Origin of the sequence: Solitalea canadensis DSM 3403, assembly GCF_000242635.2 — a bacterium.
Taxonomy (GTDB): domain Bacteria; phylum Bacteroidota; class Bacteroidia; order Sphingobacteriales; family Sphingobacteriaceae; genus Solitalea; species Solitalea canadensis.
In genome coordinates this window covers 610,930-633,831 of sequence record NC_017770.1, presented here as the reverse complement: position 1 = coordinate 633,831, position 22,902 = coordinate 610,930, and the positions used below count along the sequence as shown (strand labels likewise).

Sequence of the window (22,902 nt, the reverse complement as noted above, 5' to 3'; positions counted from 1 at the left end):
AGTACTTTTCAATCATTTCTTGATTCCTTTTAAAGACCTTGACATATCAAGTTTTAAGAGTTTCAGGAAACAAATTCGACCCATAAATGTCAAAGCTCAAGATTGGAGTTATCGATTTGGTTAGTAAAGGACCTAATAATACGTTATGGGCCAGAATAATGCATGCCAATATGGCGAGCATTATGCCTCAAGTGGTTGCAACATGGTGTGAGCAGGAAGGGCACGATGTAAAATTAATTTGTTATACGGGTACCGAAGATTTGCGGAAAGAGTTACCACAAGGCATGGACCTAATATTTATCTGTGCATTTACCCAGGCAGCCCTTTTATCCTATGCGCTCAGTAATTATTTCCGAAACCAAGGTATTGTTACCGTATTAGGTGGGCCACACTCGCGTTCTTATCCGGATGATGCTTGTAAATATTTTGATTATGTAACTGGATTTACCCACAAATCTACAATTGTTCAAATTCTAAATAATTGTACCCCACAACGTCCGCTAGGCAAATATCTTTCGGAAGCGAACCAACCAGCTAGCCTACCTGGAGTGGTAGAGCGTTGGCGTTTTATCGAATCTACATTAAAAAAAGCACCGTTTCTTAAAATTGTACCCATGATAGGCAGTGTAGGTTGTCCATACACCTGCCCATTCTGTATTGATGCAACCGTTCCCTATCAGGCCCTTGATTTTGAAACACTAAAAAATGACTTACGTTTCTTACTCACAAAATTCAAAAAACCATTAATCGTTTGGCATGATCCCAATTTTGGGGTTAGGTTTGAGAGCTACATGGATGCAATAGCTTCTGTTGCACCTCCCAAAAGTTTCGAGTTTATTGCTGAAAGTAGTCTTTCTATTCTTACAGAAGATCATCTAAAAGTGATGCAGCAAAATGGATTCAATGCAATGCTGCCCGGTATTGAATCATGGTATGAATTAGGTAATAAATCCAGAACCTCGCATAATTGCGGAGAAGAAAAGCTCCTGAAAATATCAGCACATGTTAACATGATATTTCGCTATATCCCCTATTTACAAGCCAATTTTGTATTAGGACTCGACAGTGATGAAGGAAATGAACCTTTTGAACTCACTAAGCGATTTGTAGACCTTTCTCCAGCTGCATTTCCAGGTTATTCGTTATTATCTGCATTTGGAGAATCAGCGCCTTTGAATCTTGAATATCAAAAAACTAACAGGGTATTACCGTTCCCATTCCATTTCTTGAACAATCATTTGGCTATGAATGTTAAACCCAAAAACTATGAGTGGATCGATTTTTATAACAAGGTAATAGACTTAACGGAGTACTCATTTTCAAAAAAAGCAATTTACAGAAGAATTAAAGCTACACCAAGCTTTACGTCGAAGTGGATGAATTTAATGAGAGCAATATCTTCTGAGGGTTGGGGTCGTTTGCGGTTTTATCGCGAGGTTAGAAAAAACCTGATCGAAAACAAGCCTTTCAGACAATATTTTGAAGGAGAAACCACTGTACTTCCCCAATTTTACATTAATATTATTAAAAAGGATCTGGGTGAGTGGTGGGAGTGGTTACCCGCCGGCTCAATTAATCATAACCCCAATATCTATCTTCACAAAACTTCCCAGCAAGTAAATCAATTGAGTTAACAGAACTCAGATCTCTATCCAGCTTTCCTATCGCATAAAACAACCATAATTAAAACGGTTGCTTTTACGTTATAATCCTAAATACAGTATAGTGATAATTATCATTGGTATTATAGTTGCAATTCTATCATTTCGATAGAAAATTATCCTTTCATTAAATAAATTAGTTATGAGAAAAATACCTATGGCGCTAGCCATATTATGTACTCCGTTTTTATTCTCATGTGTGAGTTCTAAAAAGTTAAAATTCGTAAAAGCAGAAAAAGATGACCTTGCAACCCAATATCAACAACTGCAGGTAAAACAACAAGATTGCGAAGGTCAGTTAAGTAAAGCTAACTCTCAAATTGAGAATCTTAATCAACAACTTTCCTATTTAAAAGAAAATAATACCGCGGCCTTGAAACAACTGCAAGACATGTCGGTAATTTCTGCATCGCAAGCTGAGAGTATCAAAAAATCAATGGAAAATATCGGCGCAAAAGACGCTTACATACAAGATCTGCAAAAATCAATTGCCCGTAAAGACTCCTTGAATATGGCATTAGTGATGAACTTAAAAGGTGCTGTAGGAGATTTAAACGATAAAGACATCAACATAAAAGTAGATAAAGGTGTGGTTTACATCGATATTTCTGATAAGCTTTTGTTTAACAGTGGTAGTTACACTATTACCAACCAGGCAAAAGTTGTATTAGGTAAAGTTGCTAAAGTATTAATAAATCAACCTGCGATTGAGTTTATGGTTGAAGGACATACTGACACTAACCCAATAAAAAACAATTGTATTCAGGATAATTGGGACTTGAGTGTTAAAAGAGCAACATCTGTTATAAGAGTGCTTCAAAATGATTATGGAATTCCTCCTGCTCGCATGGCAGCATCAGGAAGAAGTGAATTTATTCCAATTGCCGATAATACCACCGCCGAAGGTAGAGCAGCTAATCGCCGCACAAGAATTGTGATTCTTCCTCAGTTAGACCAATTCTTCAAATTATTGGAAACTCCTAAAAAATAAAAACACAAAATAAAGACCACTAAATAGTGGTCTTTATTTTTACATAACACCACCTATTTCATCACCTTAAAAAATAAAGTATAAATACTTAATAAATAATTAGTTAAAGTAATTAGTTTAGAGTAAATAAATCCATAAACTACTACTTTCACAATGAAAAAAACACTTATCTACATTGGCCTTTTGGGACTATTATCTTTAGGCTATTTTTCTGCCTGTAAACCATCTGATGCAAAAACTGAAACATCAGCGGTTATTACAAAAGACAGTTTAATTAATAGAGGTAAATATTTAGTTGTTGCGATGGGATGCAATGACTGCCATTCCCCGAAAAAATTTGGCGCCAACGGTCCTGAACTAGATTCCGAACGTTTATTATCCGGCCATCCGGCAAATGAAACAATAATGAAATTTGACAAATCAATAGTCAAAAATTATGCTTTGTTTAATTATCAGGGAACTGCTTTAATCGGACCATGGGGTGTTAGTTATTCGGCTAATATTACATCAGATGCAACCGGTATTGGACAATGGTCTGAAGAACAGTTTATTAAATGTATCAGAACGGGCAAAAACAAAGGGTTAGAGAACGGTCGTCCTTTGTTGCCACCAATGCCTTGGCAGTCTTATGCTCAACTTAACGACACTGACCTTAAATCAATTTTTGCCTATCTCCAAACAGTAAAACCTGTTGAAAATGTTGTTCCTGCAGCAAAAAATCTAGCAGAGCTTTAATACATTTCTCCTATGCTTATAATATCTAAGCATAGGAGATTATCCTTTACACCCCGCTCCTTCAGATCAATTCTTAACCATCGAATATCTATTATTTCTATATACTATATGACATCTGTCATATTCTAAAAAAAATCAGCCTATTATTTTCGTGCCTCAACCAAATAACGTTAAATGGTATTAAAAGTATGGCTTTCACTGGCAGGTATGTTCATGATATATACCGTAATTGTGTATTTTAAAAGTGATTCACAACCAAACAATATTCCACCTTCCGAAAAGGCAATTAAAGGATGGCACTTATGGCAAGCAAATAATTGTCATACCTGTCATCAACTATATGGCCTCGGAGGCTATATGGGCCCCGATCTAACCAACATTGCGTCCGATTCAACCAAAGGCTATTATTATATGAAAGCTTTCATAAAAAGCGGATCAGCCAAGATGCCCGATTTTCATTTATCAGATACTGAAACCGATGAAATCATTGCATTTCTGCAATGGGTAGATAAAAGTGGAAAAAACCATGTTTCGGCAGACCAGGTACACTGGACCGGAACCTATATAATCAACAACTAAACCATGTTTGCTTTACAACGATTCACTATACGTTTTTCATTAGTCCTTCTGTTAGTAACCCTGATTGCGGGTCTGCTGGCAGCTTGTGCCTATTTATTTCCCAATCTGTTTAATCATTTTTTACCATTTCAGTTACTGCGACCAGTACATACATCGGCAGCCCTTTTCTGGATTATAGGCGCCGCTGCTTGCTGCGTTAGCTATCTTCAATACGAAAGCAACCCTTCTCTAAATGAAAAAAAGGGATGGAATAAAGCTTTTATGTACTTATGGGTATTCACTATTATTGCTGTATTTATACATTATGGTCTAAACCAATTCGGAGGTAGAGAATATTGGGAATTTCCTCCGTATTTAAATCTTCCGCTGTTAGCGGCCTGGATATTTTTAATTTATTCGCTTTTCACTCCTCTTAACAAATCAACACCAGCCTATGAATGGATGTGGATGACAGGACTATTATTCTTCCTATTCACCTTCTTAGAACAAAATGCGTGGCAAATCCCTTGGTTCAGAGAATCATTTCGCCGTGAAATAACGGTACAATGGAAAGCAAATGGTTCAATGGTTGGCGCTTGGAATCAGATGATATACGGTTTATCCTTCTTTATGATGTATAAAATAAGTGGAGACCGAAAAATGTTGCATTCACGCCAAACCTACTTTTTTTATTTCCTTGGACTCTTTAACCTGATGTTTAACTGGGGGCATCATATTTATAATTTACCAAATACTAATTGGATGCGGCACGTTGCCTATGCTGTAAGTATGACAGAATGGCTTTTCTTATTAAAGATCATTAGGGATTTTCGTAAAACCTTAGACACCGCCAAAAAATTACGTCATTTGGTTAGTTACCGTTTTCTAACAGCTGCAGAGTTTTGGGTAGCTGCAAACCTAATTTTAGCATTATTAATGAGCATTCCAGCTTTCAATCGTTATTCGCACGGAACGCATATTACTGTTGCACATGCAATGGGTACTACCATTGGGATTAACACATTTATATTATTGGGTGCGATCAGTTATATTTTACGAGCAGATTTACAACAGCTTAAATACAAGCGGATTATTAATATTACTCATAAAGCCAACCAATATTTTCTTGGAATATTTTGGGTAGCCTTAATTATTGCTGGATGGGTAAAAGGATACTTAACAATCGAGCAACCCAAAATGCACTATACTCAACTAATGGAATCGGTAACTCCTTACATCGAACTGTTTACTTTTGCCGGTGTAGGACTAATGATTGGCTTAGGTGTTATTGCCATCATTTTATTGCTTATGCCATTTCCTCAAAAAACAATTGAACCTACGCATGAACTAATAACAGCGGAAGATCTACAGAACTAAAAGACACACACAAACTACTACTATATATCGAAAATGCTCAGGTTAGTACTGAGCATTTTCATTTTTATTAAGTCAACATCTATTTATTCGTTAAAGTCGAAACTTAACTCCAGCCTTCATCCAGCGTCCGGGCTGTTGCAGATTCCCAAAATCATAATAGGTAGTATTGAATAAATTACTTGATTCTACAAAAACAGCATAATTTGATAAGGTGTACATCAACCGAAGATCCAATAAGGTAAAGGGGTTATAATCTACTACAGCTTTCGTATTAAAATCCTTATAATTTCCTGCTCTTTGCTGATAAGAGATTCTCCAACTTGCTATCAGATTTTTAACTATCGCATGATCTAATATAAACTCCGATTTAAATCGCAGAAAACTAAGATCATACATAGAAGTATAATTTTTCGTGTCTTTATCGGTTTTTTGCCATGTTAATTCAAACTGTGCTCTTTTTATGAAGCTGGTGGCAGGTTTATAATTTACCGATAGCTCCAATCCGGTTGTGTTTACTTTTGAAATGTTACTGCTTTGCCATTTTACTGAATCAGGTGGTTTAATCCAATCAATAATATCTTTACCGTTACGTTGATATACCGATAATGAACCACCGAACTTAGATCTATCATATTTTACCCCAGCTTCATAAGATAGCGCGGTTTCAGGGACAAGGTTATTGTTAGCAGCATAATCAGGTCCTCTATAATAGAGATCTGTAAACGTTGGTAAACGCATCGATTGGTTTATTCCGGCAAAAGCCTGCCAATCTGATGTTATCCTGTAAGAAGCATCTGCCCCACCCTGCCAATGACTTCCATAATCTTCATTCCATGAGTTTAACAATCCACCGGATAATGAAAGCGCTCCAACAATTATCGTGTGATCAATAAAAGTATTCAACACATTTCTATTATCACCTTTTACATATTGGGGAATTGGAGATATATCACTTCCGAAATCCACCTCAGAAGGATTATTTAAAGTAACTCCTAAAACTGTACTTACAATTTGTTGATTACTATAATCTACACCAACAGTGGTTTTTCCAATTTGTGAAAAATAAGAAAGTTTTGCTTGTCCACCCAGCACATCCGTCCTGTGAAAGTTGCGACCGAAAGAACTGTTTTTAATCAACTCATAGCGGTCATAATTACGGCGCCAATAGAAAGAGGCATCCACAATCAGCTTCTCATAATTTTTATTCCACTGTAAGCTTGAAAAAATTGTTCGTGTATGCTCATATTGTTCTTTAAAAGCAGGTGAATAAAAACTATTAGCACCAAAAGATTTATTCTGAAAACCTCCTTGAAAATTAACTTTTCCGGCCTTAGCATTTTCATATTGCATCTGTAGGAAATAATTTCCCAGATTAAAATCTGTATTATGAATATATCCGTCGGAGCGACTGTAATTTGCTGAACTTCCAATTGAAAGTTCTTTTTTATGATAAAATGCAGACACTGAACCTAATAAATAACCATTCTCCCCTCCAGCAAGTGAAGCTTGTAATTTCTTTGTTTTCTTTTCTCCGGTAACAATGTTAACTGCCCCTGTAAATGCATTTGGTCCTAAAATCCGCGTACCGGGACCTTGCAATATTTCTATCCGATCTATGTCGTCTAGATTAACTGGTAAATTTAGGTTATGGTGCCCAGTTTGCGGATCAGTAACATTTATTCCATTTAATAAGATAAGCACCTGATCAAATGATCCACCGCGTATACTTACATCAGCCTGAACTCCGTTTTCGCCCCTCGTTCTTATATCAACAGAAGAAACTGATTCTAATAGATCTTGTACCGTATGTACAGGCATATTCTTGATTTCATTAGCTGTTATTACCGAAATAACTCTTCCTGGGGCCGAATAGATCTTCTTCCGTTGGGAGTTTACTGTAACTTCCTTTAACATTTGAGAATTGTTTTTCGAAGTATCAGTTTGTGCAAAAATGTTTGATGAGGAGAGAATCGTAAGTAGAAGTAGTCCTATAACTTTATTCAGATTATACGCCTTCAGACTTCTAATAATGTTACCAATAGAATAAAAAGTATATTTTGAATACATTAGATGATTGTTTTAAGAAGGCACAAAGGTAGAATATGTTAATACAATAATTGTATACTAAGGTAAAAAGGGCCATACTTTAAATATGGGGAAAAATACCCCCACTTTCTCACCTCATACCCGACCAAACTAAATCACTACTGCTGATAAAACACAAATAGTAGCCAAGTTTTTTATAACAATAGTAATCTCAATTAAATAGAAAACCCGTTTAGAGTATCAGCAGCAATTATTTCAACCAATTACAAAACATTATCAACCTCCAAAGAAATAATTTCCTCAGTTTTGTTTTTTTCTTTTCAAACATTGTAGCATTTGGTCCTAAACTTGTGTATAGGCTCTTTATGTAATCACAAGACAAACAAATTTGTTTCTGTTGTGTTATAGGTTGTACCTTTGTATACAATTAACAAAGCATTCAATCTATGAGTTATTTAGTTATTTAAAATTAAAAGTTCCTGATCGTTACAGGTTATGATTACAGAATTTGATATTCAGCGAAGAAATAAGCGCGTAGTGGATTTTTTTACACGATCGGGGTTTCAAGTAAAATTATTGGGAGACCCTAATTGTCCGGCAATTATTTACAATGACCTCTTTTGCTTATCGTGCTATGTAAAAAACTTTGACTTGATTTTTACCAACCGCCCCAAAGCGGGTGATGAGATTTTCCGTGTAAAACTTGAAGCGGAAAGTAAATTGGAAAGAACGGAGTTAATGGACATTTTAGACCAGGCGGAACATCGTAGGGTCTATAAGGTAAAAATATCGGCCGCCGATCTTTTCCTGTCGGGATATAACTTCCTCGACAAAGCTCGTCCGGAAACACGATATCCTGTTTTCGCAAAATATGGTGCTAAACTATATTTTGATGAAGAGTATGCCACTCAGATTTGCCATGATTACAACGAGTATAACCTTGTAGTGGTTTAATAATCATTGCTATTTATTGATTCGCATCTTTTCTTCGGACTACTGAAGTAATGATGTTTTTTAATCTTTTAATTGCATTTTTAATTAAAGTTAAAAAACATCATTTCTTCATTTCTATGAACTTACAAAAGCTATTATCTAATTGTGTTATTTATCTATTAACACACTCATTGGCATTTGCTCAATCGCCAGATACTTCTATAACCCCTTTTTGCATTTCTTACATTGAAACACGAATGATCCATTCGGCAGCTGTAGCGGATGATTTCAAACTTTATGTTCGTTTACCTGATAATTATTCATCGTCAACTAATAAATATCCGGTTTTATACATGACTGATGGAGATTGGAATATGACTGTTGCCATGAATTGCTTTAGCATGCTCCGACAAGATTATTTTATTACTGAACCTATAATTGTTGGAATAGGTTATGGAAAAGGGCAGAACAAAAGAACCAGGGATTTAAATCCGTATACAGGCGGACCAAAGTTTCTGGAGTTTATTGAAAAAGAAGTTATGCCTTGGATAAGCGGACGTTACCGAACAACGAATGAAAAAGCCATTTACGGTTATTCATTAGGAGGAATGTTTACCACTTATGTACTATTTAACCGTCCAGAGTTATTTAACATGGTTTTTATAGGAGCTCCGGGGAATTACGCTAAAACTTTACTTTCTGAATCTGAAAAATACTTTACCACCCATAATGATCTAAATGCCAAAGTATACGCCGGTGTTGGAGAATACGAGCGAGATGCTGTTAAAAACCTGTCGCTATTTCAACAGTATATTGAAAGTAAAGAATGTAAAAACTTAATTATTGAAACAGGAGTAGTACCGAAAGCAAATCATGGGTCCGGGTTGGCACAGGTAATGCAAGAAGCAATCGCTTTTGGTTATTGTAAAAAGCCTAAGGCTATCGATTTAAGTCCGACAGCCTATAAACCCTATTTAGGAGTATACACTACACCAACAGATAGCACTCTTAAAATGGAAATCTTTGAGAAGGATAGGAAACTATACCTTAAAACCACATTTAATGAGACCCCTTTTGAACTTTTTGCCAGCTCTAAGAAAGATTATTTCATTGAGGAAATGCAGAAAACATTCTTTTCTTTTGAAAAGGATGAACAAGGTAAGCCTTACATCATCTTTATTAACGCAGAGAACAAACAACTAAAGTTTTTCAAATAAATGACAACCAATTCTTTAGAAACAATTGCCGGCAAGTGGTTTGACGCATTTAACGAGCATGACCTTGAACAGCTTCTTTCATTATATGATGACGAAGCCGTTCACTTTAGTCCCAAACTAAAAATAAGACATCCTGAAACCAATGGACTAGTTCAGGGAAAAGACGCATTAAGAGCCTGGTGGAAAGACGCTTTTGACAGATTACCAACCTTACAATACACTCCAACTTCGCTAACAGCAAATAATGAACGAGTATTTATGGAATACGTAAGAAGAGTTGCAAATGAACCTGACTTATTAGTTGCAGAGGTATTAGAAATTAGTGATGATAAAATAGTAGCGTCAAGAGTATATCATGGATAATTTTTAATATTCAGCAAATCATACAGCATCAACCTGAAAAATATCGGACATCAGTTTATATAACTCAGGGTGATGCTCTTTAAACTTTTGAGGTTGTTCAAAGAAATATTCTGATGCGACAGCAAAAAACTCCGCATCATTAGTTGCTCCATAAGGATTGATATCTGAAGATCCTTTTCTGATCTCTCTGATTTCATCGCGCATAAGGGTAAGCCATGGAATGGTGTACTGATGATCTAATAAACTCTCAGGAATACCATCGGTTTCGCCATCTGATTTATCTAGCAAATGCACAAACTCATGGATACCTGTATTTGACTTATCCTGGTGATTTTTGAATCCTTCATACAATGCACGACGAGAAAGAATCATTTGTCCGTTCATGTAACCTGTACCCACCATTCCGGCAATGTTCCGTTGCGCATTGTCATACTGAAATTGTTCATTAAACGTATCTGGATAAATCAGCACATTAGTCAGGTTCTTATATTTCCAATGATCAAAATGAAAAATAGGAATAACTGCACTTGCCGCCACCAGCACCTTATCCATATCAGTTATTTCCATTCCCACACCTTCAATATGAATTTCAGCAAGAAATTGATTTATTTTTTCTTCAAACAGCCTCTTTTGATCAGGAGATAATCTACTGTAAAACAAAACATTATCCTCAAGAATTGTTCTTAAATTTACATTATCAGGATTTATTGTTGTCTTTTTATTGAGTCCGAGATAATTTCGAACAAGACAAATCAATAGTATAATTCCAAGAAGTCCTATAATCTTTTCCATATTTAAGGGTAACAGTAGTCCTCAACAGTAAGTTAACAACCATTTACAAAGTCAGATAGTTTGCAAAAAACGTTGAATTTACAATTATGAACTAATATTTTAAAACGATGAGAACACTTGGGTTAACATTGCTACTTATTGGTATTACCATTTTAGCATTTAGCGGATTCAGTATGATCGCTAAAGAAAAAGACTTTAAGGTTGGGCGCGTAGAAATGAATGATCCTGACCACAGAGAAATTAGTTGGATTCCTATACTCGGGGGAATAATTTTCATTGCCGGTTCTGTTATTTCTGTGGTTTACAGGAATCAACAAAAGGTTTAAACTATTTTATTTAACCAATACAATAAAAACCTATCTATTATTTTACCAGTTTTTTTGTCTTTAGCATAACTCTTATTCAGATTATTCGTTTAAACAATAAACTATAATCAAATCAAACAAAACCCATATTACCAAAATGCTAAAGAAAGTTTTTATCACAATTGCAATACTCATTGTGGTTTTGCTTGGGGCTGCAGTATGCGTTCCATTGCTGTTTAAAGACAAAATCGTTGCTAAGGTTAAATCATCTATCAATGAAAATGTTAACGCCAAAGTAGATTTTAAAGATTTTGATCTTACTATACTAAGCTCTTTCCCAAATTTAGGTTTACGACTTAATAATTTAACTGTAATTGGTATTGATAGCTTTGCAACTGATACCCTTGCAAATATTGAACAATTACAGGTAAATGTAAATCTGATGAGCGTAATCAAAGGTGAAACCTATGAAATCCGTTCTGTAGAATTGGATAAACCTTCCATTTACGCAAAAGTGCTAAAAAGCGGTAAAGCGAACTGGGATATCGCCAAACCAGATAGCTCGGCAACACCATCGGCAGAACCTACTACCTTTAAAGCTGCTCTGAAAAAATATAGCATTAATAATGGTAAGGTGGTTTATGATGATGCTTCTTTAGGCTTCTTTATGGCGCTTGAAAATCTAAACCACTCTGGTAAAGGAGATTTCACTCAAGACAATTTCACATTAGATACCGAATCTGATATTGAGAAATTAACGGTTAAATACGGAGGTATTCCTTATCTGAACAAAGTAAACCTAAGCGCTAAATTGCCAATCGATATCGACATGAAGCAAATGAAGTTTACCTTGAAAGAAAATGAAATCAAGTTGAACGAGTTATTGCTTTCATTTGTTGGTAGCCTTTCAATGCCGAATGAAACGGATATGGCTATCGACTTTAAGTTTGATGCCAAAAAATCAGAATTAAAAAACTTCCTTTCATTAATTCCCGCTATTTATGCTTCCAACTTTAAAGATTTAGAAGCTTCAGGGAAATTTGCGATGGATGGTTCTGCAAAAGGTATTTATAATGAAAAATCACTTCCTGCATTTAATGTAAATTTGTTGGTTGAAAACGGAAAAATCAAATATCCTTCTCTTCCTTCAGCAATTAATAATATCCAGGTAAAAACAACGATCAGCAACCCTGACGGTGTTATTGATCACACTCAGGTTAATATCCCTTCATTCCATTTAGAATTTGGTGCCGTTCCTTTGGATGGTCGTTTATTAGTAAAAACGCCTATATCTGACCCTTATGTAGATATGGCTTTAAAAGGAAAAGTAGATTTAAAACAAATGACTACTATTTTCCCGTTAAAAGACATGAAACTAAGTGGTGTTCTTGATGCGGATGTACAAGCCAACGGACATAAGTCTTCTATAGACAAAGGTCGTTATGAGGAATTTAAAGCTGCAGGACAAATGGTTGTTTCTGCCTTCAATTACTCAGGCGCAAACGTTCCAAAACCAGTAAGTATTCCATCTGCTAAACTTACGTTTAACCCTAAAAACATTTCACTAACTAATTTTTCAGCAAAAGTTGGCGAAAGTGATTTTGCAGCAAACGGATCAATCAACAACTACTTAGCTTATTTCTTCCAAAAAGGGCAGGCATTACAAGGAACTTTTGATGTTTCTTCAACTCTTGTGAATGTAAATGAACTAATGGGCCCTGCTACGGTAGAAACCAAAAACGATACAGCTAAACTTAGTGTTATTGAAGTCCCTGCCAATATCGACTTTACGCTTACTGCAAAAGTTGGCCGTGTATTGTACGATAACATGGATATCCAAAATGCCCGCGGTGCATTATTTGTAAAAAACCAAACAATTACTTTTAAGGATATGTCGATGGACATGTTGGATGGAAAAGTAAAAATGAATGGTTATTATGCCACCACCAATCCAAAGAAACCTAAGGTTGATATCAATTTCGGAATTGACAACATGAACATTCAGAAAGCCTTTTCAACTTTTAATACTGTTAAATTATTGGCTCCAATTGCAAAATATACCGCAGGAACCTTCTCAACAGATCTTAAGTTCAATTCTGACCTGAACCAAAATATGATGCCTGTTTATTCTTCAATAAATGCAGAAGGATTAACCAATATTATTCAGGCTATAGTTCAAGGATTTGAACCAATGAATAAATTATCAATGGCCTTAAATACGGATAAATTGAAAAAACTGGAAGTAAACAACCTGTTGGCTAAGTTCCGTATCGAAGAAGGTCGTCTGAAAGTTTCTCCGTTTGATGTTAAAAAAGGTGATTTCTTAATGAATGTTCAAGGTTCTAACGGTTTGGATCAATCAATGGATTATAAACTTGCATTAAAGGTTCCTCGTAGTTTATTAGGTTCACAAGCAAATGCTACGGTAAATTCATTGGTTGCATCTTTAAATAGCAAAGCAGGTACTAATGTTTCTGTTGGGGAAACCATCAATGTAAATGCTCTTTTAGGCGGTAGCATTACCAAGCCAACCGTTAAACTTCAACTAGCTAATGATAAATCAGCCGGACAATCAGTATTAGCGCAAGCGGCAGATGAGAAAAAAGCCGAACTTGAGACAAAAGCTAAAGAAGAAGTGACAAAACTGAAAGAACAAGCAACTGAACAAGTAAAACAAAAAGTTGATACCGTTAAAAAACAGGCTACTGAAAAAGTAAAAAGCGAAGTAAAAAATAAGTTAAAAGGCCTTTTTGGCAGCAAATAAAAACTAAAATATAAAATAGAAATGCCCCACTGTATGCATACAGTGGGGCATTTCTATTTTATATTATTTTCATTTTTTCAACTAAACAGGCTAATTATTAATTATTTTAACAGCTGTTATCAATTTAAACTAAAAGTCTGTCAACCTAATGACCAAAACAATCAATCGCTTAGGTTCTATTGATGTAATACGGGCCTTAACCATGTTTTTAATGATCTTTGTAAATGATCTTTGGTCGTTAGTTAATGTCCCCAAATGGCTCGAACATGTTGATGTTCAAACTGATGGAATGGGATTGTCGGATGTAATTTTTCCAGCATTTTTATTTATCGTTGGCTTATCAATTCCGTTTTCGGTTGAAAACCGGATAAAAAAGGGAGACTCAACTATTCAGCTGCTTAAGCACATTTTCATTCGTTCATTTGCACTATTGGTAATTGGTTTCTTCCACGTTAATCTTGAAAGCTATAACCCGGGTGCTTTATTACCAAAACCTATCTGGCAAATACTGATCACACTTGCTTTCTTTCTGATTTGGCTGGATTATCCACGGGACATGATCAAAAGCAGAAAGTTTACACTTCAGGGAATTGGAGTTGCAATGCTTATCCTGCTTGCTGCAATTTATAAAGGTGGTGACGCAACGCATCCGGTTTGGATGAAACATTACTGGTGGGGAATCTTAGGTTTGATCGGCTGGGCTTACTTGTTATGTAGCACCATCTACGTGCTGTCAAAAGGCAATTTGGTGGCTTTAATTACAAGTTTTATAGCCTTAATAGCATTAAATTCTGCCTTTCATGCACAATTAATGCCTCCACATTTACATTTATGGGTTGTAGGTGATGGATCAACAGCAACGATTACGGTGGCTGGTATTTTAACCGCCCTTATTTATAATAAACATTCTAACCATAATCTATACTTATGGTTATTATTGGCAGGATTTGCAATTGTCTTATTCGCGTTTGGATTTGGCACCCGTCCTATTTGGGGAATTTCGAAATTACGAGGCACGCCTTCTTGGACCACCATCTGTTCAGGAATTATAATTGTTGTTTTTATGCTACTAATTTGGCTGGTGGATATAAGGAAGAAAGAAAGTTGGTTTAAGATTTTAAAACCGGCAGGAACTGCTACCCTTACCGCTTATCTATTACCCTATTTTCATTATGCTATCTATACTATAATTGGATGGAAACTACCAGAAGTTTTGCGAGATGGCACAATTGGCATCATCAAAAGTCTTCTTTATTCATTAATTATCATCTTAATTACGGGATGGCTTGAAAAACGTCGTATAAAACTAAAACTCTAATTCATGAGGTCACTCCTATTACTACTATTGTCCGTTTTACTTTTAAATAAGCAAACCTGTGCACAAAATAACCCGAAAGTCTTACGACCTCAAACTCCAATTATGGGTTGGTCGAGTTGGAATAACTTCAGAATAAATATTAATGAAGAAATTATAAAATCCCAGGCTGACTATATGGTATCTACCGGAATGAAAGATGCCGGATATAGCTATGTTAATATTGATGATGGTTTTTTCGGCGGGCGCGATGGTAATGGACAGTTACTTGTTCATCCTGTAAGATTTCCCAACGGAATGCAATCCATTGCCAATTATATTCATTCCAAAGGTTTAAAAGCGGGTATTTATTCAGACGCAGGCATTAATACTTGTGGTTCTTACTGGGATAAAGATACAATTAGCACTGGTTCGGGTTTATTTGGGCATGATCAGCAGGATCTTGAGTTGATGTTAAATAAATGGGGATATGATTTTATCAAAGTAGATTGGTGTGGGGGCGAATGGATGGAACTTGATGAACAAACAAGGTACACTGCTATTAGCACAATCATTAGGGCTATCAATCCGAAGGTTGTTTATAACATTTGCAGATGGAAATTTCCGGGTGCGTGGGCTACTCACATTGCCGATTCATGGAGAATTTCAGGAGATATCAACAATCAGTATGAATCGATTTTAAAAATCATTGATTTAAATGCAGACCTATGGAAATACGCTTCCCCAGGTCATGTAAATGATATGGATATGCTACAAGTAGGACGAGGGATGAGCTATGAAGAAGACAAAAGTCATTTTAGTATGTGGTGTATGATGAACTCCCCTCTTCTTGCAGGAAACGACCTGCGGAAGATGTCGAAACAAACAATAGAAATATTAACTAATAAAGAGGTTATAGCTTTAAACCAAGACCCTTTAGTTTACCAGGCAAGACGATTAGTCGATAATGGAGACCTTGAGTTATGGGCAAAACCTTTGTACGGTACCATGAGTGGCATGGTGGCGATTGCGCTCCTGAACAGATCATCTAAAAACGATACGATTGTTCTTGACCTTAATGCAGTTGGAATTGATCCCGATAAAGGGTATATAATGCGAGACTTATGGTCAAAGAAAGATTATCCGTTTACGCGTGATCAGAAGCAAAAATTTGAAGTGCTTCCACATGGGGTAATAGTCCTTAAAATTAAAGGAAGTATGAAACCTTTCAATGTGTTCCAATACAAATAAAATTTAGCTACACTGACGACTTAAACGATCCGTTTTTTATAAATCTGACGGATCGTTTAAGTCGTTATTTTTCTCCTCATCTTATCACTAATTAAGATTCTTACGGGTCATTATTGTAACATTTTTAATGTTCATTTTGTAAAAAATGGCTCTGTATAATCAGGAACCACATTCTGCATTAATATTAAATATTTATTAAATTCTCATACAACCATAGTTCGTTTCAATCGTCTTAGTAATAAAGAACCCTACCAAGGTTTTTCGAAAAAAAAAGGAACAATATGAGAACAATAAAATACACATTAGTAGCTGCATTCCTGACCTTAGTGTTTACTTCATATGCAGCGTCAATGGGCGTTTCAGCGAATAGTGGAGTGGGGCAACAACAATATATGGATGATGAGGGTGTGAGCTACCAAACATTTTATGATGAATTGAGTCCTTACGGTGATTGGGTGTACGATAACCAATACGGATATGTGTGGAGACCTGATATGGGTCCGGATTTTATGCCTTACAGAACAGGCGGACATTGGGTGTCGAGTGAGATTGGTTGGACTTGGGTATCTGACTATAGCTGGGGATGGGCTCCTTTCCACTACGGTCGCTGGAAATTTGACAATTATATGGGATGGTATTGGATTCCTGGATATGAATGGGCTCCTGCATGGGTAATTTGGAGTTCATCAAATGATTATTATGGATGGGCACCAATGGCTCCGGGATGGAACATCAATGTTTCCATCAACATTGGAAGCGTTCCAAGCAATTATTGGGTATTTGCACCTCCACGTTATATTTCAAGTCCACGTTTGTATAGTTATTGTGCCCCTGTGTATAACAATGTAACGATTGTTAGAAATGTAACAATCGTTAATAACTACAACGTTTATAACCGTACCCGTTATGTATGTGGACCTCGAGTGCATGAATATAACAGATTACCTGGTTGTAGTGCACGTCCAGTACCTATTAGAGAATGCCATGATGCAAGAGGAAGTCGTTATGATAATAGAGAGCTTTATGTTTACCGTCCAAGAGTAAGTCAGCGTTCTTCTGCTCGTCCGGAAACAATCAGAAGCCGTGATTATTATGTAAACAGAAATGAGTCTCGTCCGAGAGATAGAGATAATAATGGACAATGGGGCAATAGCAACCGCAATCGTCCTTCATACGGAAATTCAAGTAATGAAAGTCGTCCGGGTAATAACAATTCAGGCCGTCCTTCGTATGAGAACCCAGGTAATGGAAATCGTCCAGACAATAACTCGGGTCGTCCGTCTTATGGAAATCAAGGCAATGAAAATCGTCCGGGTAATAACAATTCAGGTCGTCCTTCGTATGAGAACCCAGGTAATGGAAATCGTCCAGACAATAACTCGGGCCGTCCGTCTTATGGAAATCAAGGCAATGAAAGTCGTCGTCCTAACAACCCTGGTAATACTGATAGAATAGAAAATAATAACCGTCCGTCTTACGGAAATGAGAGTCGTCCGAATAATAATGGTGGCCGACCTTCAAATGGAAATCCTGGCAACGATAATCGCCCTACTTATCCAAACCAAGGAAACGGACAGCGTGATTACAATCGAAGCAATGAACAGCAAAATCGTCCTGAACGTCCACGCTCAGAAAATCGTTACCAACAGGAACAAAGAAGAGAACAACCGCAGGAAAGAAGAAGCAACGAAAATCAGCGCATGGAACGCCCTAATAGAGATTCAAGACAAGATAATTCGTCGCAAAGAGTACAACGCGTAAGCAATGATGATTCAAACAGAGGTAGCGAAGGAAGATCAAGATCAAGGAATTAGTTAGTTAGTTATACCATAGTTTAGTTTGTAATTTGGCCTGAAATGAAAGTTTCAGGCCTTTTTTATGATGTTTTTCCCAACGCCATTTTTGTATATTTAGTAAAATGTTCACTCATTATTAATGAAAAACAAGTATGTAGTCCTTTCTACCCTCATGATCGGAACCTTTATGGGTTCTCTCGATTCAAGCATTGTAAATGTTTCCTTGCCAATTATCAAAGAAGATTTCAACTGTCGCATGGATCAGATTCAATGGGTTGTTACAGGCTATATGCTCAGTTTTTCCCTTTTCATGCCATTAACGAGTTGGCTAAAAGATCGCATTGGCTTCTTCAACTTGTATGTTGGCGGGTTAGTCGTATTTACCATTGCCTCCTTATTTTGTGGAATTGCACAAAACCTAGAAACGCTGATCATCGGACGAATTATACAGGCCATTGGAGGAGGAAGTTTAAATCCTACCGCAATGGCGATCATGTCAACAGTTTTCCCAAAAGAAGAAAGAGGTAAAGCCATTGGATGGTGGGGATTAGGATCTGTTTTCGGGCCAACCATTGGACCAACATTAGGAGGTTTTTTAACACGGGAATTCGGATGGCACAGTATATTTTTGATCAACTTACCGATCAGTGTTATTGCTATAGGGATGTGTTTTTATTCCCTGGGTTTCTTAAAACAGGTGCCTAAGAAATATGAAAAATTTGATTTTAAAGGGTTCGTAAGCCTTACCATTTTTCTTTCGCTTATACAGTTTGTATTGGTTCGGGTTGAAAGTGTAGGCCTATTATCTTATGAAACGGTAATTCTCCTTATTGTTTTAATAGCTTCTTTGGCTTACTTCATTCATACTGAATTACGAACAACTGCCCCCCTCCTCAATATCCGTTTATTCAGGAATAAAAAGTTTACCAGTTGCATATTGGTAACAGTAGTAAGATCAGCCGCGCTTTTTGGTGGATTATTTCTGCTTCCCTTTTTATTACAAGGCCTTTTGCATTTCAATGAACTGGAGTCGGGACTTATAATGTTTCCCGGAGCTTTATTTATGGGTATTTTAATGCCTATTTCAGGAACCATGGCCGATAAATTTGGCTCGCGAAAATTAACCATAGCAGGGTTAATTATTGTAGCATTTTCTATGTACCTGTTTTCGGAGTTGGGTGCACAAAGTAACTTAACGTGGGTGTTAGTGGCAGTATGCCTTCGTGGAGTTGGCTTGGGCCTATTGATAAGTCCTTTATCCTCCGCCACCATAAACTCAGTAAAATTTGAAGAAGTTACCATGGCCTCTTCGATTAACAGTTTGCTTTTGCAAGTTGGAGGCTCATTAGGCATAGCCATTTTAACCTTCATCCATCAGAATGTCTATAACAACAAAATAGATTTAGATTTTTCAGGTGCAGAGGCCGAACAATTTGCCTTACACAGAGGTTTTACCATATCCTGTATTTTAGTAACACTGGCATTAATTCCAGCCAGCAGAATTCCAAGCAAAAATCTTGTAACCGCTAAAAAAGAAATAGTGGAAATTTAATGAGAAACACATTAAAGCATCTTTTTGTTACTTTTATAAGACGATAAAAACGATCTTTAGTTATCATATCCGTGCATCCAAAAAACCTTATCGACTTATTAGAAAAGCGACTCCAAGAACCACTTCCTGGCAAGGAGGCTCATTTACAAATGATTCCTGCTTTAAGGTTGCCAGATTATGAAAAAGGTTATGATTTGGTGAACGCGCGTAAAAGTAGTGTGCTATTATTACTTTGTACTGGTCAAAACACTCTATTTATCCCTTTTATACAGCGACCTGTTTACGAAGGAGTTCATGGTGGTCAGATAAGCTTCCCCGGAGGGAAAGCAGAACCTGAAGACCTATCACCGGAAGATACCGCATTAAGAGAAGCCTTTGAAGAAATTGGAATTGAAAGAGAGAAAGTTCAGGTAATTGGCAATTTGAGTCCGGTTTATATACCCCCAAGTCGTTTTTTGGTGAATGTCATCATTGGCTATTACTCTACTGATCCTATTTTCGTTAAAAGTGATATCGAAGTGGAGGAGATATTCAATGTTTCTGTCGATAGTTTACTCGATGATCTATATGTTACTTCAGTACCGGTAACCAACTCTCAGGGACTTCATTTTGATGCACCATGTTTTAAAATTGATGGGAAAATAATCTGGGGTGCAACAGCTATGATGCTGAGTGAATTTAAGTGGATCTTAAAAGAATTGAGCTTTTAGCCTAAGAATGTTATTATTTTTTCTACTTCATCCGGTTTAAACCACGTTGTATTCTTGTCGCGATTAAACCAGGTGATTTGGCGTTTCGCAAACCGCCGGGTATTTTGTTTGATTAATTCAATGGCTCGTTCCAGACTATGCATTCCTTCGAAATAATCGAACAATTCTGTGTAACCAACCGTCTGCAAGGCATACGTTTCTTTATTAGGATACATGGCCCTGGCCTCTTCTACCAACCCTACTTCAACCATTAAATCCACCCTATGGTTAATTCTGGCATACAGTTCTTCCCGAGGAAGATTCAGGCCGATTTTAATAACTTCAAATGGACGTTCTTTAGATGAATTATTTCTGAAGGATGAAAAAGGTTGTCCTGTCATTAGGCAAACTTCAAGGGCCCGCATTAATCGTTGTGGGTTACTTTGATCTACTTGCCGAAAATATTGAGGATCTAATCGTTCAACCTCACTTTGCAGATAAACTATCCCCTCTTTTTCATATTGATCGACAATTTGCTGCCTCAGTGTTTCATCGGCTTTTGGAAGATCATCCAAACCATCGCAAACAGCATTAATATATAACCCCGATCCGCCAACCATAATTAGTTGATTGTATTGCTGATGCAGCTTAGCAATCACAGCTAATGCTTCCACCTCAAAACGGCCGGCATTTATTTCATCAAAAATTGAATGGGAATTTATGAAATGATGCTTGGCTTCTGCCAATTCATCCATATCGGGCTTGGCTGTTCCAATACTGATTTCTTTAAAAAACTGCCTTGAATCGGCCGAAATAATTTCGGTGTGAAAATGCTTTGCCAGTTCAATCGCTGTACGTGTTTTTCCCACGGCTGTCGGCCCGACAATTACAATCAGTTTTTTACGATGCTCTTTGGTCACTCTAATAAGTCTATAGTCCATAGTCCATGGACCATGAACTTATTTATCTATTAATAATCGTCACGATCACCATATTCGTCATCACCACTGCCAAATCCTAGTTCTCCAAACTCATCTTCCGCTTCTCCATCTTCCACTTCACTTTGCTCATCCTCTTCGTCTGAGGTTTTGGTAGCAGTTCCTCCTGAAGAGAAATCTTCAACGTCAATACCAAACTCATCCAGTTCTTCTGGCTCTTCAATATCAAATTCATCATCCAACGACTCCAACGGCTCTTTATTGGTTGCTGCCACCACCGCTGCTGCCTTAAATTGCTTAGGAGGCTCTCCAGTTGATTTTACACAAACAGGGTATTCAACACCAGCTTCCGGATCCAATAAAATTTTTGAAAGTTCAACATGAAAATCAAAAGGACGATCGAAATTAGAGATATAATAGAATTTCTGATGAGGGTCATCAATAAACTTACTTAGTTTAAAATCCTTCATTAATTTTATACCACGTTCAACTTTACGCTCATTAGGCATAAAAGCAAGTTCTTCTCCTTTAATCCACTGGTCGTTGCTCACATAAAAAGATGAGGCCTGATTAGCATCATAATTAATTGCCTTATGAATAGCATAATGAAAATCTTCGAACGTTTGGTTCGATTTAATATCGATTTCCCTTACTGCATCATAATCTTCGAATGCAACTCTGAATCTATAGATAGCCATTGTTGTTTATTTTATGCAAAAATAGGAAACTGACAGCAATACGAAAACAACTATAAGTCAAAAAGTGAGTACCGTCCTGTTTATCTTCGCTTTAAATCATTATTAAACGAATTTCAACTTTTAGTATTATAAAGCCATAAAACTATTTTCAGCTTTTACTATTGCAGCAATATCATTAAAAATCAGCCACTTTAAAGCATTTTTAACTTTCATTTGCAAATTAGATTTCCCTTTTTAACTTTGTAACTCAAAGTTCTTTTTAAATGGACACAAATATTAATAAACATCTAGAATCACTGACGGAGATCAGAAGTTTAATGGAACGCTCATCGAAGTTTATTTCATTAAATGGTTTATCGGGAATATTTGCCGGTGTTTACGCTCTGCTTGGTGCAGCTGCAGCATTTTGGGCCAATCAACATTACAATAAGAGTTTTGTTCCAATGAACGAGTATGCTCCGGTATTCACATTGCAAAACAAATTCATGTTGTTTTGCCTGATTGATGCTTTATTAGTATTGTTTTTATCAATAGGTACAGCCTTTATCCTGTCAAAAAGAAAAGCCGGAAAAATTCAGCACTCATTGCTTGATAAATCAGCTCAACGTTTGATCATTAATTTGTGCATTCCATTATTTGCCGGCGGAATGTTTTCACTTGCATTGCTATTACAGTCAAATTATAAACTGATCGCTCCGTCCATGCTTATATTTTATGGTTTGTCGCTTATTAATGCCAGCAAGTACACCTTCGGTGATATCCGCTATTTAGGCATGGTAGAGTTAGTACTCGGCTTGATTAACTTATTTATTATCGGATATGGTTTCTGGTTTTGGTGCTTTGGCTTCGGAATCATGCACATTATTTACGGTTCAGTAATGTACAGAAAATATGACAGTGGTAATTAAAAAGTAGTAAGGGAAATAACCGTAAAAAATAGCC

Annotated in this window: 20 protein-coding genes; 16 read left to right on the top strand and 4 right to left on the bottom strand. The window is 36.6% G+C overall.

Translation table 11 applies throughout. The annotated features are described in order from the left end of the window. Nucleotides 1-86 precede the first annotated feature (86 nt). From SOLCA_RS02540 to SOLCA_RS02520, 5 genes are all read left to right on the top strand, one after another. A complete protein-coding gene (locus tag SOLCA_RS02540) occupies nucleotides 87-1,634 on the top strand; it encodes a B12-binding domain-containing radical SAM protein (protein WP_014678881.1) in 1,548 nt (515 codons plus the stop codon). 169 nt (nucleotides 1,635-1,803) lie between these two features. Continuing rightward, entirely contained in the window at nucleotides 1,804-2,652 is an 849-nt protein-coding gene (locus SOLCA_RS02535) for an OmpA/MotB family protein (RefSeq protein WP_014678880.1), read from the top strand. A gap of 153 nt (nucleotides 2,653-2,805) precedes the next feature. Next, on the top strand, nucleotides 2,806-3,387 hold the full coding sequence (locus SOLCA_RS02530; RefSeq protein ID WP_014678879.1) for a c-type cytochrome: 582 nt from the start codon (nucleotides 2,806-2,808) through the stop codon (nucleotides 3,385-3,387). Between the two features lie 174 nt (nucleotides 3,388-3,561). Then, on the top strand, nucleotides 3,562-3,966 hold the full coding sequence (locus tag SOLCA_RS02525) for a c-type cytochrome (protein WP_014678878.1): 405 nt from the start codon (nucleotides 3,562-3,564) through the stop codon (nucleotides 3,964-3,966). Nucleotides 3,967-3,969: 3 nt separating this feature from the next. Next, a complete protein-coding gene (locus SOLCA_RS02520; protein ID WP_014678877.1) occupies nucleotides 3,970-5,322 on the top strand; it encodes a cbb3-type cytochrome c oxidase subunit I in 1,353 nt (450 codons plus the stop codon). 90 nt (nucleotides 5,323-5,412) lie between these two features. Here SOLCA_RS02520 and SOLCA_RS02515 read toward each other — a convergent pair whose 3' ends face one another. Further along, on the bottom strand, nucleotides 5,413-7,236 hold the full coding sequence (locus SOLCA_RS02515) for a TonB-dependent receptor (protein ID WP_052308534.1): 1,824 nt from the start codon (nucleotides 7,234-7,236) through the stop codon (nucleotides 5,413-5,415). A 627-nt stretch (nucleotides 7,237-7,863) separates the two neighbouring features. Here SOLCA_RS02515 and SOLCA_RS02510 point away from each other — a divergent pair. The 3 genes from SOLCA_RS02510 (at nucleotide 7,864) to SOLCA_RS02500 (ending at nucleotide 9,881) form a co-directional block, all read left to right on the top strand. Continuing rightward, entirely contained in the window at nucleotides 7,864-8,322 is a 459-nt protein-coding gene (locus SOLCA_RS02510) for a hypothetical protein (RefSeq protein WP_042479177.1), read from the top strand. Nucleotides 8,323-8,438: 116 nt separating this feature from the next. Continuing rightward, nucleotides 8,439-9,518 carry an alpha/beta hydrolase gene (locus SOLCA_RS02505; RefSeq protein ID WP_157604499.1) on the top strand — a complete coding sequence of 360 codons (1,080 nt, stop codon included), beginning with the start codon at nucleotides 8,439-8,441 and terminating at the stop codon, nucleotides 9,516-9,518. Then, nucleotides 9,519-9,881, top strand: coding sequence for a nuclear transport factor 2 family protein (locus SOLCA_RS02500; RefSeq protein WP_014678874.1), 363 nt, complete (start codon nucleotides 9,519-9,521; stop codon nucleotides 9,879-9,881). Between the two features lie 18 nt (nucleotides 9,882-9,899). On the opposite strand, the gene SOLCA_RS02495 is transcribed toward SOLCA_RS02500, so the two are convergent. Next, nucleotides 9,900-10,673 (bottom strand): M90 family metallopeptidase, encoded by a 774-nt coding sequence (locus SOLCA_RS02495; RefSeq protein WP_014678873.1) that lies wholly within the window; start codon nucleotides 10,671-10,673, stop codon nucleotides 9,900-9,902. Between the two features lie 107 nt (nucleotides 10,674-10,780). On the opposite strand from SOLCA_RS02495, the gene SOLCA_RS02490 reads away from it, so the two are divergent. From SOLCA_RS02490 to SOLCA_RS02460, 7 genes are all read left to right on the top strand, one after another. After that, nucleotides 10,781-10,999: a hypothetical protein gene (locus SOLCA_RS02490; RefSeq protein WP_014678872.1), complete on the top strand. Its 219-nt coding sequence runs from the start codon at nucleotides 10,781-10,783 to the stop codon at nucleotides 10,997-10,999. A 136-nt stretch (nucleotides 11,000-11,135) separates the two neighbouring features. Beyond that, nucleotides 11,136-13,742 (top strand): AsmA-like C-terminal region-containing protein, encoded by a 2,607-nt coding sequence (locus tag SOLCA_RS02485; RefSeq protein ID WP_014678871.1) that lies wholly within the window; start codon nucleotides 11,136-11,138, stop codon nucleotides 13,740-13,742. A gap of 148 nt (nucleotides 13,743-13,890) precedes the next feature. After that, nucleotides 13,891-15,060, top strand: a complete 1,170-nt coding sequence (locus SOLCA_RS02480) for a heparan-alpha-glucosaminide N-acetyltransferase domain-containing protein (protein WP_014678870.1) — start codon at nucleotides 13,891-13,893, stop codon at nucleotides 15,058-15,060. A 3-nt stretch (nucleotides 15,061-15,063) separates the two neighbouring features. Beyond that, the gene (locus SOLCA_RS02475) at nucleotides 15,064-16,287 is read left to right on the top strand and encodes a glycoside hydrolase family 27 protein (RefSeq protein WP_014678869.1); all 1,224 of its coding nucleotides are present in this window, start codon (nucleotides 15,064-15,066) and stop codon (nucleotides 16,285-16,287) included. A 281-nt stretch (nucleotides 16,288-16,568) separates the two neighbouring features. Continuing rightward, nucleotides 16,569-18,101 (top strand): DUF6600 domain-containing protein, encoded by a 1,533-nt coding sequence (locus SOLCA_RS02470; protein WP_014678868.1) that lies wholly within the window; start codon nucleotides 16,569-16,571, stop codon nucleotides 18,099-18,101. A 121-nt stretch (nucleotides 18,102-18,222) separates the two neighbouring features. Continuing rightward, a complete protein-coding gene (locus tag SOLCA_RS02465; protein WP_014678867.1) occupies nucleotides 18,223-19,635 on the top strand; it encodes an MDR family MFS transporter in 1,413 nt (470 codons plus the stop codon). A 71-nt stretch (nucleotides 19,636-19,706) separates the two neighbouring features. After that, nucleotides 19,707-20,345, top strand: coding sequence for an NUDIX hydrolase (locus SOLCA_RS02460; RefSeq protein WP_014678866.1), 639 nt, complete (start codon nucleotides 19,707-19,709; stop codon nucleotides 20,343-20,345). Here the strand turns inward: SOLCA_RS02460 and miaA are convergent. Next, nucleotides 20,342-21,265, bottom strand: a complete 924-nt coding sequence (gene miaA / locus SOLCA_RS02455; protein ID WP_014678865.1) for a tRNA (adenosine(37)-N6)-dimethylallyltransferase MiaA — start codon at nucleotides 21,263-21,265, stop codon at nucleotides 20,342-20,344. The genes SOLCA_RS02460 and miaA overlap by 4 nt on opposite strands. Nucleotides 21,266-21,294: 29 nt before the next feature. Continuing rightward, complete coding sequence (locus SOLCA_RS02450) at nucleotides 21,295-21,960, bottom strand: IS1096 element passenger TnpR family protein (RefSeq protein WP_014678864.1); 666 nt, start codon at nucleotides 21,958-21,960, stop codon at nucleotides 21,295-21,297. 317 nt (nucleotides 21,961-22,277) lie between these two features. Between SOLCA_RS02450 and SOLCA_RS02445 the strand changes: the two genes are divergently transcribed. Beyond that, the gene (locus SOLCA_RS02445) at nucleotides 22,278-22,868 is read left to right on the top strand and encodes a hypothetical protein (RefSeq protein WP_245536746.1); all 591 of its coding nucleotides are present in this window, start codon (nucleotides 22,278-22,280) and stop codon (nucleotides 22,866-22,868) included. The last annotated feature ends 34 nt before the right edge of the window (nucleotides 22,869-22,902 follow it).